15 protein-coding genes and 1 pseudogene are annotated in these 16,121 nt (G+C 64.5%); 7 read left to right on the top strand and 9 right to left on the bottom strand.

Annotated elements, in window-relative coordinates; translation table 11 throughout:
* Window positions 1-6: 6 nt before the first annotated feature.
* The 4 genes from nagA to X757_RS154745 are packed head-to-tail and all read right to left on the bottom strand — an operon-like array spanning window position 7 to window position 3,864.
* Window positions 7-1,182 carry an N-acetylglucosamine-6-phosphate deacetylase gene (nagA, locus tag X757_RS154730; protein ID WP_023725893.1) on the bottom strand — a complete coding sequence of 392 codons (1,176 nt, stop codon included), beginning with the start codon at window positions 1,180-1,182 and terminating at the stop codon, window positions 7-9.
* A complete protein-coding gene (locus X757_RS154735; protein ID WP_023668848.1) occupies window positions 1,179-2,210 on the bottom strand; it encodes an SIS domain-containing protein in 1,032 nt (343 codons plus the stop codon). Before X757_RS154735 ends, nagA begins: the two co-directional genes overlap by 4 nt.
* Window positions 2,207-2,989, bottom strand: a complete 783-nt coding sequence (locus X757_RS154740; protein ID WP_023668847.1) for a GntR family transcriptional regulator — start codon at window positions 2,987-2,989, stop codon at window positions 2,207-2,209. Before X757_RS154740 ends, X757_RS154735 begins: the two co-directional genes overlap by 4 nt.
* Window positions 2,986-3,864, bottom strand: coding sequence for an N-acetylglucosamine kinase (locus X757_RS154745; protein WP_023725892.1), 879 nt, complete (start codon window positions 3,862-3,864; stop codon window positions 2,986-2,988). The genes X757_RS154740 and X757_RS154745 overlap by 4 nt, the downstream gene beginning before the upstream one ends.
* Before the next feature lie 198 nt (window positions 3,865-4,062).
* Between X757_RS154745 and X757_RS154750 the strand changes: the two genes are divergently transcribed.
* The 6 genes from X757_RS154750 to X757_RS154775 all read left to right on the top strand — a co-directional run bounded on the left by X757_RS154750 (window position 4,063) and on the right by X757_RS154775 (window position 10,859).
* Window positions 4,063-5,019 carry an N-acetylmuramic acid 6-phosphate etherase gene (locus X757_RS154750; RefSeq protein ID WP_023725891.1) on the top strand — a complete coding sequence of 319 codons (957 nt, stop codon included), beginning with the start codon at window positions 4,063-4,065 and terminating at the stop codon, window positions 5,017-5,019.
* A gap of 1 nt (window position 5,020) precedes the next feature.
* Window positions 5,021-6,280, top strand: coding sequence for an ABC transporter substrate-binding protein (locus X757_RS154755; protein ID WP_023725890.1), 1,260 nt, complete (start codon window positions 5,021-5,023; stop codon window positions 6,278-6,280).
* A 242-nt stretch (window positions 6,281-6,522) separates the two neighbouring features.
* Window positions 6,523-7,452 carry a carbohydrate ABC transporter permease gene (locus tag X757_RS154760; protein WP_023725889.1) on the top strand — a complete coding sequence of 310 codons (930 nt, stop codon included), beginning with the start codon at window positions 6,523-6,525 and terminating at the stop codon, window positions 7,450-7,452.
* A 226-nt stretch (window positions 7,453-7,678) separates the two neighbouring features.
* Complete coding sequence (locus X757_RS154765; RefSeq protein WP_023725888.1) at window positions 7,679-8,518, top strand: carbohydrate ABC transporter permease; 840 nt, start codon at window positions 7,679-7,681, stop codon at window positions 8,516-8,518.
* 250 nt (window positions 8,519-8,768) lie between these two features.
* Window positions 8,769-9,830: a Gfo/Idh/MocA family protein gene (locus X757_RS154770; protein WP_023725887.1), complete on the top strand. Its 1,062-nt coding sequence runs from the start codon at window positions 8,769-8,771 to the stop codon at window positions 9,828-9,830.
* 30 nt (window positions 9,831-9,860) lie between these two features.
* A complete protein-coding gene (locus tag X757_RS154775; RefSeq protein WP_023725886.1) occupies window positions 9,861-10,859 on the top strand; it encodes an ABC transporter ATP-binding protein in 999 nt (332 codons plus the stop codon).
* 26 nt (window positions 10,860-10,885) lie between these two features.
* On the opposite strand, the gene X757_RS154780 is transcribed toward X757_RS154775, so the two are convergent.
* From X757_RS154780 to X757_RS154800, 5 genes are read right to left on the bottom strand one after another with little or no spacing between them, the layout of a single operon-like run.
* Window positions 10,886-11,779, bottom strand: coding sequence for an ROK family protein (locus X757_RS154780; RefSeq protein WP_023725885.1), 894 nt, complete (start codon window positions 11,777-11,779; stop codon window positions 10,886-10,888).
* A complete protein-coding gene (locus X757_RS1000000167895) occupies window positions 11,776-12,579 on the bottom strand; it encodes an alpha/beta fold hydrolase (RefSeq protein WP_023725884.1) in 804 nt (267 codons plus the stop codon). Before X757_RS1000000167895 ends, X757_RS154780 begins: the two co-directional genes overlap by 4 nt.
* Complete coding sequence (locus X757_RS1000000167890) at window positions 12,576-13,412, bottom strand: sugar phosphate isomerase/epimerase (RefSeq protein ID WP_023725883.1); 837 nt, start codon at window positions 13,410-13,412, stop codon at window positions 12,576-12,578. Before X757_RS1000000167890 ends, X757_RS1000000167895 begins: the two co-directional genes overlap by 4 nt.
* Entirely contained in the window at window positions 13,412-14,491 is a 1,080-nt protein-coding gene (locus X757_RS154795) for a Gfo/Idh/MocA family protein (RefSeq protein WP_023725882.1), read from the bottom strand. Before X757_RS154795 ends, X757_RS1000000167890 begins: the two co-directional genes overlap by 1 nt.
* A gap of 14 nt (window positions 14,492-14,505) precedes the next feature.
* Window positions 14,506-15,741 (bottom strand): ROK family transcriptional regulator, encoded by a 1,236-nt coding sequence (locus X757_RS154800; protein WP_050593930.1) that lies wholly within the window; start codon window positions 15,739-15,741, stop codon window positions 14,506-14,508.
* Between the two features lie 139 nt (window positions 15,742-15,880).
* On the opposite strand from X757_RS154800, the pseudogene X757_RS1000000166375 reads away from it, so the two are divergent.
* A pseudogene (locus tag X757_RS1000000166375) lies at window positions 15,881-16,060 on the top strand (ATP-binding cassette domain-containing protein); the annotation flags it as partial.
* Window positions 16,061-16,121: the final 61 nt, after the last annotated feature.

The raw sequence follows: 16,121 nt of genomic DNA, 5'->3' as shown, positions 1-16,121 counted from the left end.
TGGACTTTAGCGCGGACTGTCCGCGCCTGCAAAAACCTTGTCGCCGCCGATCCAGACGCCGTTGACGTCGAGGGCGTCCGACAGAGCGACGATATCGGCAGCCGTGCCATTGGCGAAGCGGCCGAGCCGGTGGGCCTGGCCGACCGCCTGCGCCGGATAGAGCGAGGCCATGCGCAACGCTTCCGACAGGTCCAGCCCGACGATCCGGTGGACGTAGCGAACCGCCGAGATCATATCGAGATCGGCGCCGGCCAGCGTGCCGTCGGCCAGCCTCAGGCTGCCATCCTTGCGATAGATGATGCGGCCGTTGAGGGTGAACGACGTCATGTCGGTGCCGATCGTCGCCATGGCGTCGGTGACCAGCACGATCCTGCCCGGCCCCTGCTTGGCGCGCAGCGCGATTGCCATGGTGGCGGGATCGACATGGATGCCGTCGGCAATGATCCCGGCCGACAGACTGCCTATGTCGATGGCCGCACCCGCCAGCCCCGGCTCACGGTTGCCGATCTGGCTCATGGCGTTGAACAGATGTGTGACCACGCTGGCGCCGGCATCGGCAAAGGCTCTGGCCGTGGCATAGCCGGTGTCGGAATGGCCGAGGCTGACAATCACACCGGCCTTGGCCAAGGCCGCAACGCGGGCAGGCTCGACGGATTCAGGTGCTATCGTCGTCAGCAGCACCGGCAGGTTTTTGCGTGCCGCGACCAGCGCCGCTTCATCCGCATCCGTCATCGGCCGGATCAGCGCCGGGTCATGCGCGCCCTTGCGGGCGACGGAGAGATGCGGCCCTTCGAGATGCAGGCCGAGAAATCCCGGCAGTTTTTGCCGTGCCGCCCCGGTGCCGGCGGCAATGGCCGCGGCGGTGATATCAGGCGTATCGGTGATTAGCGTCGGCAGCAGTGCGGTCGTGCCGAACGGCGCATGCGCCCGGCAGATTGTTGCCAGCGAGGCGACATCGGGATGGTCGTTGAGCATGACGCCGCCGCCGCCATTGACCTGCAGGTCGACAAAACCCGGCACCAGCATGCCGCCCCCGGCGTCGATCCGGGCAACGCCCGACGGAATGGCGCCGACGGGATGAATGCCTTCGACCACATCGCCGTGCACGACAAGGGCGGCGTTATCATGCCAGTCGTCGCCATCGAAAATTCGGGCGCCAGTCAGGGCAAAACGGTCGCTCATACGGTTTCCGTCACCTTGCGCAGATTGCGCGGTACGTCCGGATCGAGGCCGCGATGGCGGGCGAAGGCTTCGACGAAGCCGTAGAAGGAGACGATCAGCGTCAGCGGGTCGGTCAAGGGATGACCGGTGGCGACATGCGGCAGCCGCGCCGCGCTCTTGGCTTTGTCCGAGGTTACAAAAACTGCTGCACCCTTGCCGGCAAGGTTGTCGGCAGCCTCTGCCACGGACGGCTCGGAGGCATCGCGGGCGGCGAGTGCCAGCACCGGGAAGCCTGGCCCGACCAGCGCCAGCGGGCCGTGCATGACTTCGGCTGCACTGTAGGCCTCGGCATGCATGCCGCAGGTCTCTTTGAATTTCAGCGCCGCCTCGTCGGCCATCGCCGCCGACGGGCCACGGCCGAGGATGAACAGCGATTGCGGCGTCTCCAACGCGCCGGCCAGCGCCATCCAGTCGCAGGCGATCGCCTTGCTGAAATGCTCGGGCAGGCGGGCAAGGGCGGCCAGCAGTCTGTCGTCGCCGGTGCAATGCGCCATCAGCGCCAGGCCGGCGACCGCCGAATTGACGAATGTCTTGGTCGCCGCGACGCTGCGCTCGGGGCCGGCCAGAATGTCGATGGCAAAATCCGAAGCCCGCGCCAGCGGCGAATCGGCGGTGTTGGTGATGGCGACGGTGAGCGCACCGCCGGCCCGTGCCGTCTCGGCCATGGCGACGATGTCAGGGCTCTTGCCGGATTGCGAGATGGCGAGGCAAGCGGAACCGGCGAGCTTGAGCTTGGCGCCGTAGATCGAGGCGATCGACGGACCGACCGATGCCACGGCCAGGCCGGCGGTCAGTTCGACGGCATATTTCATGAAGGTGGCGGCATGGTCGGACGAACCGCGCGCGACGGTAACGACGAAGCTCGGATCGCGCTCGCGAATGCCGCGTCCGGCCTCGGTCAGCACCGCCGCCGAGCCATCGAGCAGACGCGCGACGGCTTGCGGAATTTCGTCGATCTCGCGCCGCATATGGGTGGTCTTGGGGATCATGGTCGGCCCTCTTCGCTCGGCCCTGTCAGGCGCAGTTCGGCGACGAAATCATAGGCGTCGCCGCGGTAGATGGAGCGGGTGAACTCGATCACCTTGCCGCTCGCGAGATAGGAAATGCGTTCGATGTGCAGGCCGGCAATGCCGGATGGCACTTCGAGCAGACGCGCATCGGCGTCGCCGAGATTGGCGGCGGAAATGCGCTGCACCGCCCGCACCGGCCGGTTGCCGGTCAGTTGCAGCGCCGCATAGAGTGACGAGCCTATCCCGGCCGGATCCGGCAGCACGCTGGCCGACAACGAGGCGCGCTCGATGGCCAGCGGCGTGTCGTTTGCGATGCGCAGGCGCGCCACGCGCGCCACCAGCTCGTTCGAGGACAGGCCGAGCACCATCATCTCGTCGGGCGAGGGCGGGTAGAGGTCGCGGTCGAGCCAGGCTGAACGCACCGCCATGCCGCGCCTTGCCATGTCCTCGGTGAATGAAGTGAGCCTGGACAGCGACTGCTCGACGCGCTCCATGCGCGGCGCCACGAAGGTGCCGGAGCCGTGGCGCTGCACGAGGATGCCGCCCTTGACCAGGTCCTGCACCGCCTTGCGGACGGTGACGCGCGAAATGTCGGCCTTGGTGGCGATGTCGCGCTCGGAAGGCAGCGCATCGCCCGGCCCGATCAGGCCGCGATTGACGGCGTCCTCGATGCTTTTCCTGAGCTGCAGGTAGAGCGGGGCGCCGCTCTGCGACGACTGCCTCAGCGTGGCGAAGATCTGGTCGGCGGCATCGCTCATCGCGTCGCCTCCGCTTTGACGAAGATGCGGGCCGCCATCTGCACGGCGCCGCCCAGCGCATCGTCGAGCGGCGCTTTCAGCAGCGCCTGGTAGCGCTGAGAAAGGCGCGGCCCATAGAGCGGCGCCAGCCCGCCGAGCAGGCAGAGCGGGGCGCCATCAGAGAGGTCGAGCGCGTGGAGCGACGCCTCGACATCGGCAACCGACTTGTCCACGATCCAGTTGGCGACGCTGTCGCCCTTCTCGGCATGCTCGAAAACCTTGGGCGCGAAGCCGCCGAAATCGCCGGGCTTGGCATTGGTGGTGAACTCGACCACGTCTTCGGGATTGTTGCGGAAAATGGCCATCATGCTGTCGGTCAGGGCTGAGCGCGGCCGGACGCCGTCATGGGCGAGCAGCGTCTGCTCCAGCAGGTCGCGGCCGATCCGGGCGCCGCTGCCTTGATCACCGACCTGAAAGCCCCAGCCGCCGATGGCGCGCGACGTGCCGCCCTTGCGCGCCATATAGGCGGTGCCGGTGCCGAGGATGGCCATGGCGCCGTCACCAGAGCCGACTGCCCCTTCGAGCGCGATCTCGGCGTCCGTCTCGACGCGGCTGATGCTGAACGGCAGGATCGCTTCAAGCTGCTGGCGATAGGTGCCGACATTGGCGCCGGCAAGGCCGAGAATGGCTGGTGTCTGCGGGATCAGGTCCGGATCTTGCCCGGCGGCGATGAAGGCCTGGCGAGCAGCCTCGACGATGTGGGTGCGAGCGCCGGTGAGATCGGTGCGGATGTTGGCGGCGCCGCTTTTGGCACGGCCAATGACAACGCCATCGCCTGTCGCAAGGGCTGCCCTGCAGCTGGTGCCGCCGCCGTCGATACCGAGCACGAATTTCACGCGATGTCTCCTCCGGGCGGATAATACCAATAAAATACCAATAGCCAAGGATTAATTTCCGTTTCAAAAAGATTAAGGCGCATCAGGTTGAAAAACCCGGGAATTTTGCCGGCTCAACGATTTCCAGTTCGCAATTTCGTTAATGCGTGTGGACAAGTGGTATTTTTTTGGTATTGTTCTTCCATCGGAGGGACAGGGATGACCGAACCGCGCACCGAAGCGCTTCACAGCAATGCCGAGGGACTGGACATCCAGGCCCCGGACGCCATCCTTTCTTCTTTGGTCAATGCGCAGATCGAGGCCGCCAAGGCTGTGCGCGACGCCATTCCCGCCATCGCCGCCGCAGCCGAAATCATCGCCGGGCGGCTGAACGGCGGCGGCAAGCTCGCCTATGCTGCGGCCGGCAGCTCCGGCCTGATGGCGCTGGCCGACGCGCTGGAGTTGCCCGGCACCTTCGGCATCAAGCGCGAACGCATCGCCATCCTCATCGCCGGTGGCGACGACGCTTTCAAGACCCTGGCCGGCGGACCGGAAGACGACACCGACGAAGCCTCGACGGCAATTGCCGGCGCCGGCATCGGCAAGGGCGACTGCCTGATCGCCATTTCGGCCAGCGGCTCGACGCCTTATGCGGTGCAGGCGCTGAAGGATGCGCGCAGCCGGGGCGCGGCAACCATCGCCATTGCCAACAACAAGGACACGCCCCTGCTCAGGCTGGCCGACGTCGCCATCCTGCTCGAGACGCCACCGGAGGTGATTGCCGGCTCGACGCGCATGGGCGCCGGCACTGCCCAGAAGATCGCGCTCAACATGCTGTCGACGCTTACCGCCATTCATCTCGGCCATGTCCATGACGGCTACATGGTCAATCTCACCGCCGACAACATCAAGCTGCGCGACCGCGCGGCTCGCATCGTCGCCGCCATCAGCGGCCGCGACCGGCAAGACGCCGTGCGGCTGCTCGAAGCGAGCGGCGGCGTCGTCAAGACAGCCATTCTGCTCGCCGCCGGCGCTGCCAACGCCGTTGCGGCCGAGAAGATACTGGAAGGGACCGGCCAGAAGCTGCGGCCAGCCCTTTCCGCGATCGAGGGGAACAAGGGCGCGAAGGCCCCTGTTCTCAAAACCGAACCTGAAAAAGGTCAACAGGGAGACTAGCATGACAACGAAATTACTGACGGCACTGCTTCTCGGCACCAGCATTCTCGGCACCGCCGGGTTGGCTCACGCCGATGGCGTAACGCTCAATATCGAAAGCTGGCGCGGCGACGACCTTGCCATCTGGAAGGACAAGCTGATCCCGGCTTTTGAGGCCAAGAACCCGGGCATCAAAGTGGTGTTCGCACCGTCGGCGCCGACCGAGTATGACGCCGCACTCGGCGCCAAGCTCGCCGCCGGCTCGGCTGGCGACCTGATCACCTGCCGCCCGTTCGACAAGTCGCTCGAACTGTTCAAGAAGGGCAACCTTGCCGACCTGTCGGCGCTGCCCGGCATGGAAAACTTTTCGCCCGTTGCCAAGGCCGCCTGGCAGACCGACGACGGCAAGGCGAGCTTCTGCGTGCCGATGGCCTCGGTCATTCACGGCTTCATCTACAACAAGGACGCCTTCGACAAGCTCGGCCTCAAGGTGCCGACGACGCGTGACGAGTTCTTCGCCGCGCTCGACAAGATCAAGGCCGACGGCACCTACATCCCGATGGCCATGGGCACCAAGGACCTCTGGGAAGCCGCGACCATGGGCTATCAGAACATCGGTCCGAACTACTGGAAGGGCGAAGAGGGCCGCGCAGCGCTGATCGAGGGCGACCAGAAGCTGACCGACAAGGACTGGGTTGCTCCCTATGAGGAACTGGCCAAGTGGAAGCCTTATCTCGGCGACGGCTTCGAGGCCCAGACCTATCCGGACAGCCAGAACCTGTTCACGCTTGGCCGCGCCGCCATCTACCCGGCGGGATCGTGGGAGATCGGCCTGTTCAACACCCAGGCGCAGTTCAAGATGGGCGCCTTCCCGCCGCCGGTCGAGAAGGCCGGCGACACCTGCTACATCTCCGACCATACCGATATCGGCATGGGCCTGAATGCGGCGTCGAAGAATGCCGACGCGGCCAAGACCTTCCTGTCCTGGGTCGCCTCGCCGGACTTCGCCACTATCTACGCCAACGCTTTGCCGGGCTTCTTCAGCCTGAATTCCACCCCGGTGAAGATGGAAGACCCGCTGGCGCAGGAATTCGTCTCCTGGCGCGACAAGTGCAAGTCGACGATCCGCTCGACCTACCAGATCCTGTCGCGCGGCACGCCGAACCTCGAGAACGAAACCTGGGTTGAATCGGCCAACGTCATCAACGGCACCGACACGCCGGAAGCTGCCGCCAAGAAGCTGCAGGACGGCCTCGACAGCTGGTACAAGCCGGGCAAGTAAGCTCAGAGACAGACAGGGCCCCAAGTGGACGGCCCTGCGTTTTTCGATAGCATCATCGACTGCGAACGACGGCGCCGCCCCTCATCCGCCTGCCGGCACCTTCTCCCCGTATAGTGACGGGGAGAAGGATCAGCCGAAACGCAGGCGCCCCCTCTCCCCGTCCTTCACGGGGAGAGGGTAAGGGTGAGGGGCAGCGCTGCCGTCGAAGGCATTGCTAAACCTGATCGGCGGGGACCGCACTCATGGCCGCACAAACACGACCGAAACGACCGTTCCGCTGGCATATCGGCGTCTTCCTGGCGCCGGCGCTGCTGGTCTATACGGCGATCATGATCCTGCCGCTCGCCGGCACGCTGCAGCTGTCGCTGTTCCGCAATGTCGATCAGCATCAGGTGTTCGTCGGTTTCACTAATTTCCGTACGTTGTTCGGCGACCCCAACTGGTCGGTCGGCTTCTGGAACGCGCTGCGGAACAATACCTGGTTCTTCATCATCCACATGGCGGTCCAAAACCCGATCGGTGTCATGCTGGCGGCATTGCTGTCCAGCCCGAGGCTGAGATTCGCCGCGTTCTACCGCACCGCGATCTTCGTGCCGACCATCCTGTCCTTCGTCATCGTCGGTTTCGCCTGGAAACTGATCCTGTCGCCGTTGTGGGGCGTGGCGCCGCATCTGATGGATCTGGTCAGCCTGAAAAGCCTGTTCACGCCGTGGCTCGGCAAAGAACAATATGCCCTGACCGCGCTCAGCCTGATCTCGGTCTGGCAGTTCGTCGGCATTCCGATGATGCTGATCTATGCGGCGCTGCTGTCGATCCCCGAAGAGGTGATCGAGGCGGCCGAGTGTGACGGCATCACCGGCATGTCGCAGTTCTGGAAGATCAAGCTGCCGCTGATCCTGCCCTCGATCGGCATCATCTCGATCCTGACCTTCGTCGGCAATTTCAACGCCTTCGACCTGATCTACACCGCGCAAGGGGCGCTGGCCGGCCCGAACTATTCGACCGACATTCTGGGCACTTTCCTCTACCGCGCCTTCTTCGGCTTCCAGCTGCAGACCGGCGATCCCAATATGGGTGCGGCGATCGCCACGATGATGTTCCTGATCATCCTCGGCGGCGTCTGCGTCTACCTGTTCCTCGTCCAGACGCGCCTGCGTCGCTACCAGTTCTGAGGGGCGAGATGTCGAGCTTGAACACCCCCCTCTGGCCTGCCGGCCATCTCCCCCGCAAGGGGGGAGATTGGCAGCTCTGGCCTTGCCGCTCGTCTTGCAACGTTGGCGATTGGCGAAAGCAGTCGCGGCATCTGATCTCCCCCCTTGCGGGGGAGATGTCCGGCAGGACAGAGGGGGGTGCCTTGGTGCCGACCTCAACAGTCATCGCTCGTCAGGAGACCTTCCAATGAGCACCGCCACCCGTTCGCTGCCCCGCACCATCGGCGCCCACGCGATCCTGTTGACCTACACGGCGATCGCGCTGTTTCCGGTGATCCTGGTCATCATGAACTCGTTCAAATCGCGCGCCGGCATCTTCAGCGAGCCGCTGACGCCGCCGACGCCGAAAACCTTCGACTTGATCGGTTACGCCACGGTCATCGGCCAGGGCGATTTCATCCATTATTTCCAGAACAGCCTTGTCGTCACCGTCGCCTCGCTGTTCTTCGTGCTTCTGTTCGGCGCCATGGCGGCGTTCGCGCTGTCTGAATACCGCTTCCGCGGCAACACGCTGATGGGGCTTTACCTCGCGCTCGGCATCATGATCCCGATCCGGCTCGGCACCGTCGCCATCCTGCAATTGATGGTGGCGAGCGGGCTGGTCAACACGCTGACGGCGCTGATCCTGGTCTACACCGCGCAGGGGCTGCCGCTGGCCGTCTTCATCCTGTCGGAATTCATGAAGCAGGTGTCCGACGATCTGAAGAATGCCGGCCGGATCGACGGCCTGTCGGAATACACCATCTTCTTCCGACTAGTGCTGCCGCTGGTGCGGCCCTCGATGGCGACGGTCGCCGTCTTCACCATGATCCCGATCTGGAACGATCTGTGGTTCCCACTGATCCTGGCGCCGTCGGAAGAGACCAAGACGGTGACGCTCGGCGCGCAGCTTTTCCTCGGCCAGTTCGTCACCAACTGGAACGCCATCCTGGCGGCACTCTCGCTGGCGATCATGCCTGTGCTGACCCTCTACGTCATCTTCTCGCGGCAGCTGATCCGCGGCATCACATCCGGAGCCGTCAAGTGAGCGGAGCCCTACAAATCTCTGCTGGAGCCTTCACCCCACCCGGCGCTGCGCGCCGACCTCCCCATCAAGGGGAGGTAAAAGGTCGTGGCTTCATTCACGACCGCCAAAGGGCGACTTTCGGAGAAGCTTCTTTGGCAGTGAGGGTGTTCGCGCCAACGTCCTACCTCCCCTCGATGGGGAGGTCGGCGCGAAGCGCCGGGTGGGGTGACACCCTCTCAGAAGGAACAACTGGAACATCTGGAGTAGTTAGGTGACCTCTAAATCGCCCCTTCGCGTCGTCGTCGCAGGCCTCGGTAATATGGGGCGTAGCCATGCGCTGGCCTACCACACAAATCCGGGTTTCGAGATCGCAGCACTCATCAACCGCTCCGACGTGCCATTGCCGGAAGGACTGTCGGGCTATGACATCCGTCGTTCCTTCGACGATGCATTGCGCGATGAAAAGCCCGACGTCGCCTGCATCGCCACCTATTCCGACAGCCATGCCGACTATGCGGTGAAGGCATTCGAGGCCGGCTGCCACGTCTTCGTCGAGAAGCCGCTCGCAACGACGGTGGCGGACGCCAAGCGCGTCGTCGCCGCGGCCAAGGCCAATGGCCGAAAATTGGTGATCGGCTACATCCTGCGCCACCACCCGTCCTGGGTCAGGCTGATCGCCGAGGCGCGCAAGCTCGGCGGCCCTTACGTGTTTCGCATGAACCTCAACCAGCAATCGTCAGGCCCGACCTGGCAGACGCACAAGCAGTTGATGCAGACGACGTCGCCGATCGTCGATTGCGGCGTGCACTATCTCGACGTGATGCTGCAGATCACCGACGCCAGGCCGGTCGAGGTGCGCGGCATGGGGCTGCGGCTGACCGAGGAGATCGCGCCGACAATGTACAATTACGGCCATCTCCAGGTGCTGTTCGACGACGGCTCGGTCGGCTGGTACGAGGCGGCTTGGGGCCCGATGATCTCGGAGACAGCGTTCTTCGTGAAGGACGTGATTTCGCCCAATGGCTGCGTGTCGATCGTCATGAAGGAAGGTGTGAAGTCGGACGACATCGACACCCACACCAAGACCTCGACCATCCGCCTGCACAGTGCGGCGACCGGCGCGGACGGCAAGTTCGCCAGGCCGGACGAGATGCTGTCGATGGACGGCGAACCCGGCCACCAGGACCTCTGCGATCTCGAACAGGCCTTCGTGCTGAAGGCGATCCGGGAAGACATTGACCTGACCCGCCACATGGACGACGCGGTGAAATCGCTCGCCGTCTGCCTTGCCGCCGATGAGAGCGTGCGCAGCGGCGCCCCAGTTAAGCTCTAGTAGGGCAAACTCTAGAACAAGGACGAAGCCGTGGGCTCGCTGGTAATCGAGAATGTGAAGAAGGCCTTCGGGCCGGTCGAGGTGCTGAAAGGCATCAACCTCGAAGTGACCGACGGCGAATTCGTCGTCTTCGTCGGCCCATCTGGCTGCGGCAAGTCAACCTTGCTCAGGGTCATCGCCGGGCTGGAGGATTCGACCTCCGGCAGGGTGGTGATCGACGGCGCGGATGTCTCGGCCACGCCCCCGGCAAAACGCGGCATCGCCATGGTGTTCCAGACATACGCGCTCTACCCGCATCTGACGGTGACGAACAATATGGGCCTCGGCCTCAAGCAGGCCGGCACGCCCGCCCCGGAGATCGAACGCCGCATCGGCGTCGCCTCGTCGATGCTGTCGCTGGAACCGTATCTCGAGCGGCGGCCGGCGGAGCTGTCGGGCGGCCAGCGCCAGCGCGTCGCCATCGGCCGCGCCGTGGTGCGCGAGCCAAAACTGTTCCTCTTCGATGAGCCCTTGTCGAACCTCGACGCAGCGCTTCGCGTCAACACGCGGCTGGAGATCGCGCAGCTGCATCGCCGGCTGAAGGCGACGATGATCTACGTCACCCACGACCAGGTCGAGGCGATGACGCTGGCCGACAAGATCGTCGTGCTCAACGCCGGCCAGATCGAGCAGATCGGCGGCCCGATGGAGCTCTACAATTCGCCGGCAAACGAGTTCGTCGCCGGCTTTATCGGCTCGCCCAAGATGAATTTCATCGACGGCGCCAGATTGGGCGAGACGGCCAAGACGATCGGCGTGCGGCCGGAGCATCTGACCGTGGATCCAAGGTCCGGCGCGTGGAAGGGAACGGTGGTGCATGCCGAACATCTCGGCGCCGACACCAACCTCTATCTCGACTGCGAAAAGGCCGGGCTGATCACGGTCCGCATTTTCGGTGTCTACGACGCCGAGCCCGGTGCGACGCTGTATGCAACGCCCGAGCCGGGTAAGACATACCGGTTTGGGGCGGACGGCAAGACGATCAAGTAATCCTTCGCCGACAGCAACCACGGCGATCACACCGCGCCGAGCAGCACCGCGCCATGGATCGCCGCCTGCCAGCCCAGGGCCGCCCAGCGTATGTCCAGAGGCTCTACAACAAGCGAATGCGGCAGGCTGTCCGCGATGCGCTGCTTGAGCGCCTGGCGGGGATAGGACTTCATGTCGACGATACCGCCGCCGATCAGGATCGTCTGCGGGGAAAACAAAGCGGCTGCCGTTGCGATGGTCACCGCCTGCTGCCAGACGATCTCATCGAGCCATTCGCGCAGCGATGGCGGCTGCCCGGCCGCCGAAAACAGATCGGCCACCGGGATATCGTAGTCTGTCGCGAGTTCGACAAGCGTTGCCCCTGAGGCGTAGGTCTCGACCCGGTTTGGCGGTCCGCTTTCGTCAGGCCGGTAGATCGGCATGTGGCCGATTTCCAGCGCCCAGCCGCCGCCCCTGAAAATGCCGTCCTTGCCGAGATAGGCCGCACCGATGCCGGTGCCGAGATAGACCGCCAGCACCTCCTTTTGCCGCTTCACCGCGCCGGCAACGCTTTCGCCCAGCAATTGCAGCACGACGTCGCGTTCGAGCCGCACGGGAACGCGGAGCCGCGATGCCAGTACCGTACCCAGCCGGATACCGTTCAGTTCGGGAATGTTGGCCGTGTGCAGCACCGTGTCGAAGTCGCGGTCGATGAACCCAGGCACCGTCGCAACGACCCGTGCAGGTTTGAGCCCGGCATCGCGGCAGGCTGCGGTGACCGCATCGGCCAACCCCGCCACCGGCGCGCCCTGGCGCAGTTGCGCGGTCGGGTAGGTGCGGGCGAAATCCACCGGGTGGCCGCGATCGGCAAAGCCAACCTTGACTGACGTGCCGCCGATCTCGACCACGGCGATGGTCTCATCCGCCGTTTTGTCGGTCATGCGAGCGGTTCCAGGAATTCCGAAAGACAGGCGCGGAATTCCAGCCGGTAGGCGGCGCGATCCTGCGATTTGGCTGTGATGGTGCAAAGCCGGGCCGACGGAATGAGCCCGGCCAGCGTCTGTGCGTCGTCCAGTCGATGGACGAGGTCATGCTCATGGCCGATGACAAGGGTCGGCACCGCGATAGCGCGGATGTCCGCCTCGCTCACGCCGGGACCATCGCCGGCGATCGCCGAAAGCAGCCTGCCGAACAGAACCGGGTCCGGGCGAGTGAAGAAGCCTTGCAGGCTGCCGAGATTGTCCGGCGCCAATCTGGCCAGTTCGCCGGCAACAGCGCTGTCATCGAACAGACGCCTTGCGTCTTGGGGCGAATGCCGCATCAAGAGATCGCCGACCACGGCATAGGGCCTCATATTGGCCGGTGCAGCCTGGGATACCCACGCAGGCCGGGCGAGCACCAGCGCCCGCACCCGCGCCGGCCTGTGCACCGCCAGGCGAAGCGCCAGCGCCGCGCCCATCGAGATGCCGCCGACGACGGCCGGGCCTAGGCCGAGATCGTCGGCCAGTGCATCGACGTCCTCGGCAAACGTCGCGATCGAAAGCCGCTCGACCGGCCCGTAGCCGGATCCACCCTGGCCACGGCATTCGAGCGTCACGCGCCGGGTCACCGGCAGATCGGGAAACACGTCGGCGACCTGCGCCTCATCGCCGCCCAGCCCATGCTGGAAGATGACGGGAAGCCCGGCGCCGACGTCCCGGTAGGCAAGGTCGACGCCATCGCGGCTGAAGGTCTCTTTCACGCGAGCTCGCTCTCTTCCAGTACGGTGCGCAGAAAGGCGCCGACACCTGGCGCCTCGGCCTCTGTCAGGCCATGTGTGATCAAGGGGCCGTCGAACCCGGCAGCCTTCAGGCGGCCGATGAAATGTGGGAAGTCGACCACGCCCTTTCCGGCTGCGGCAAAACTGCCATCGGCATGGCGGTCCTTGGCATGGGCCATGCCGATCTCGGCGGCCAGCAGATCGATGGCTTCGCCGATGAGGCGATGACGCTCCGCGCTGTCGGCCACTTCGAACAGATTGGCCGGGTCGAGCACGATGCGCAGCCGCGTGCTGTTCATTTCGTCCAGCAGGCGGCGTGCGGCCCGGGCGCTGGAGAGGACATTGGCCAGTTCCGGTTCGATGCCAAGCTCGATGTCGAAGCGCTCGGCAATCGCGATCGCCGCTTCCATCTCCGTCCGCAGATCGCTCCATGCCGCCTCGCTTGCATTGTCGGGATGCCAGCGCCACTGATCCTGCGCATCCCTTGTGCCGGTGCACAGCGTAATCAGACGGGTGCCCATATCGGCGCATGACGCGGCCAGGACCTCGAGCCGGGCAAGTCCCTGGATGCGAACCGTGCGATCCGGGTGGATCATGTTGTAGGTTCCCGAAACCGCCGCGATCGAAACGCCGGCCTCGCCGCTCGCCTCAGCGACGGACCGGGCCGCGCCGAGCTCAATGCTGTCCGGCATCGACGGCAGTCCAAGGCACGCCATGTTGAACTGCGCCGCCGTGTAGCCGCCGTCCGCGACCGCGCGCAGCACCGGCAAGGCGCCGGTGGTGGCGAAGGTCTTGGCGAAAATCCCAAGCTGCATCACACGACCCCGTCGACATCGGCCAGACGGACGGCGCGGCCGCCGGCAGCGGCCGAGCGGGCGATGGCAGCCATGCCCCTGACCGATGCGATGCCGTCCTCGATGCCGGCGCCGATCATCGGCGCGCCATTCAGCACGACATCGGCAAAGCCTTCGAGCTGCCGGCGATAGAAGTGGCCATCCGCGCCAAGCGTCCGGTGCCAACTGCCATCGGCCTCGCGGAAAATGTCGACCTCGCTGCTCTTGTAGTACCAGGGGTTATACGTCTTCGCGAGAACGCTGCCGTTCTGGCCATAGATCTGGAACCCTTCGTGCCAGTCCATGCGCACGGCGACCGTCAGGTCGAGATGGCCGATCATGCCGTCGGCGAAGATGGTGGTGATGAACCAGCAATAGGCGCCATAGCGCTCGGTGAGCCGGGCCTCCACCGCTTCGATCGGCCCATGCAGATGGCGCGCCGTATCGAGGAGATGGCTGCCATGCGCCAGCATATAATACTGGCGCAGATCCGCCTTGGGATTGACGGCAGGCTTGCGCGCCTTGGCGCTGGTGATGATCAGCGGCTGCACCGCATCGGTCATCGGGTAGCGGTGGGTGCTGTCGCAGTACCAGCCTTTGAACGCCAGCCGCTCGCCCATTTCGTCGTCGACGAAAGCCTTCGCCGCTTGGATGCCGGGATCGAAGCGCTTCATATGGCCGACCTGGAGCACCTTGCCGCTCTTGTGGAGCGCGGCCCGCAAGTGCTCGACCTCTTCGACCGAAACGCCCAGCGGCTTTTCGCAAAGCACATGCTTGCCGGCATCGAGCGCCAGTTCCGCGGCCTTGACGTGAAAAATGTCCGATGTCGCGATGATGACGGCGTCGAGGTCGGGATCGGCCAGCATCAGGCCGTAGTCGGCATAGGATTTTTCAGGCGCGTAGGTCGCGGCCATCCTGTCGCGCAGATCGTCGGCGACATCGCAGATGGCATAGAGATCGGCATTGCATGCCTTGGTGCAGGACTCGAAATGCGCCGCCTGGGCAATCGGACCGCAGCCGAGCACGCCGACACGCAGCCGCTTTTCGTCTTTGCGAGGCATTGAATCTCTCCTGATTAGCGCGCGGCGAGGCCGCGAAGTTGAAATTGCGGATCGCCCGACAAAGCTGCCTGATGCAGCAGACAGGCAGCGCCCAATGCCGGACCGTCGGCGCCGACGCGCGACAGTTCGACTGTGGGAACCGGATAACCTTCAGCCAGGAAGTCCGAGAGGAAAGCTTCCACCTGTTTGGAGACAAAGGGATAGACAGCATTGACCGAGCCGGAGAGGATGATGCGCTCCGGCTGCAAGGTGCAGGCAAGTGTCGCCAGCCCGCGACCGAACCAGAGCGCCCAGTCGCGCGCCGTGGCAACGGCTGGCGGATCGCCGTCGGCCAATGCCGCCACAAACTCATGCAGGCCGGCGCGCAGTCCGCTTATGTGCAAATAGCGCGCCAGCAACGCATCCTTGCCGACATAGGATTCCAGCCGCCCCGGGCGCTTCGCGTCGAAGACAAAACCTTCGTCGCCAATGCGAAGATGACCGATTTCGCCGGCGCCGCCGAGCCGGCCGCGATGCAGCCTGCCGGCATTGATGATGCCGCCGCCAACGCCGTTCTCGATCAGGATGACCAGAGCATCCTCATGGTCCTTGCCCGGCTGCGACCGGTATGTCTCGGCCACCGCCACGGCATTGGCATCGTTCTCCAAGAGGATTGGAAAGTCCGCGCCAAAGGCAGTGCGCAAAAGCTCCGCCAGATTGACCCCGTGCCAGCCAAGGATGGTGGCATGGTATGAAATCCCGTCGGCGGCGGGGAAGCCGGGCACGGCGACATTGAGCCCGTAGGGGCGCGTGCCCGCAGGCAATTGCGAGCGGATCTCGGCGACGAGTTCCCCGATGATGTCGACCGCGGCTTCAGGCGTGCTGCCCGGGTCGGCAAATGCCCTAGAGGCGCTCGCACGCCGCGCGCCGGCAAGGTCGACAGCCACGGCTGCGATCCAGTTGACGCCGATATAAGCGCCAAGGAAGAAGCCGCCATTGCCTTCGATCTCGACAAGGATACCGGGACGGCCGACCCGACCCTCGCTATCCTGCTCGTCATCCGCTCCATCCGACCGCTCGCGCGCCAGACCGGCTTCGGTCAGCCCCAGCACCAGGGCGCCGGTGGTCGACCGGGTCAGGCCGAGATTGCGTGCGAGCGCCGCTCGGCTCGACGCGCCGGCACGAAACAGCGCCGCAAGTGCCCGCGTTTCGTTCGGCCGAAGATCGGTCGACACCAGCACGTCGTTCTCCACAATTTGTTTGATTGACATACTAATAGAATTTCTAGGCGATTTGAAAGACCCAAGGTGGGGTGCATTGCAACAAATATTCAGCATCCCAAAGCCCATTGACCCAAGTTTCAAACGATGATTTGTATCAGAAACTTACAAATTGGCATGGGAGGATGCGATGCCGGTTCTAGCGCGTCTCGAACACATCGTGAAGGATTTCGGTGCCGTTCGCGCGCTGGACAATGTCTCGCTCGACATCAATGAGGGCCAGGTTCTCGGCCTGACGGGCGACAATGGCGCCGGCAAATCGACGCTGGTCAAAACCATCGCCGGAAATTTCCAGCCGACGTCAGGCGCCTCCCAAGCCTGTCCTCCGGCCGCATCGGCCGGGGGACATCTCCTCGAAAGAAGGCTTGTCA

It is taken from the genome of Mesorhizobium sp. LSHC412B00, from assembly GCF_000503035.1.
Taxonomy (GTDB): Bacteria; Pseudomonadota; Alphaproteobacteria; order Rhizobiales; family Rhizobiaceae; genus Mesorhizobium.
The sequence above is the reverse complement of the archived record's forward strand: the minus strand, read 5'-3'. Positions and strand labels throughout refer to the sequence as shown.

Coding starts and splice junctions, on each gene's coding strand:
- nagA (WP_023725893.1), bottom strand. CDS start 1,182: ATGAGCGACCGTTTTGCCCTGACTGGCGCCCGAATTTTCGATGGCGAC.
- X757_RS154735 (WP_023668848.1), bottom strand. CDS start 2,210: ATGATCCCCAAGACCACCCATATGCGGCGCGAGATCGACGAAATTCCG.
- X757_RS154740 (WP_023668847.1), bottom strand. CDS start 2,989: ATGAGCGATGCCGCCGACCAGATCTTCGCCACGCTGAGGCAGTCGTCG.
- X757_RS154750 (WP_023725891.1), top strand. CDS start 4,063: ATGACCGAACCGCGCACCGAAGCGCTTCACAGCAATGCCGAGGGACTG.
- X757_RS154755 (WP_023725890.1), top strand. CDS start 5,021: ATGACAACGAAATTACTGACGGCACTGCTTCTCGGCACCAGCATTCTC.
- X757_RS154760 (WP_023725889.1), top strand. CDS start 6,523: ATGGCCGCACAAACACGACCGAAACGACCGTTCCGCTGGCATATCGGC.
- X757_RS154765 (WP_023725888.1), top strand. CDS start 7,679: ATGAGCACCGCCACCCGTTCGCTGCCCCGCACCATCGGCGCCCACGCG.
- X757_RS154780 (WP_023725885.1), bottom strand. CDS start 11,779: ATGACCGACAAAACGGCGGATGAGACCATCGCCGTGGTCGAGATCGGC.
- X757_RS1000000167890 (WP_023725883.1), bottom strand. CDS start 13,412: ATGCAGCTTGGGATTTTCGCCAAGACCTTCGCCACCACCGGCGCCTTG.
- X757_RS154795 (WP_023725882.1), bottom strand. CDS start 14,491: ATGCCTCGCAAAGACGAAAAGCGGCTGCGTGTCGGCGTGCTCGGCTGC.
- X757_RS154800 (WP_050593930.1), bottom strand. CDS start 15,741: ATGTCAATCAAACAAATTGTGGAGAACGACGTGCTGGTGTCGACCGAT.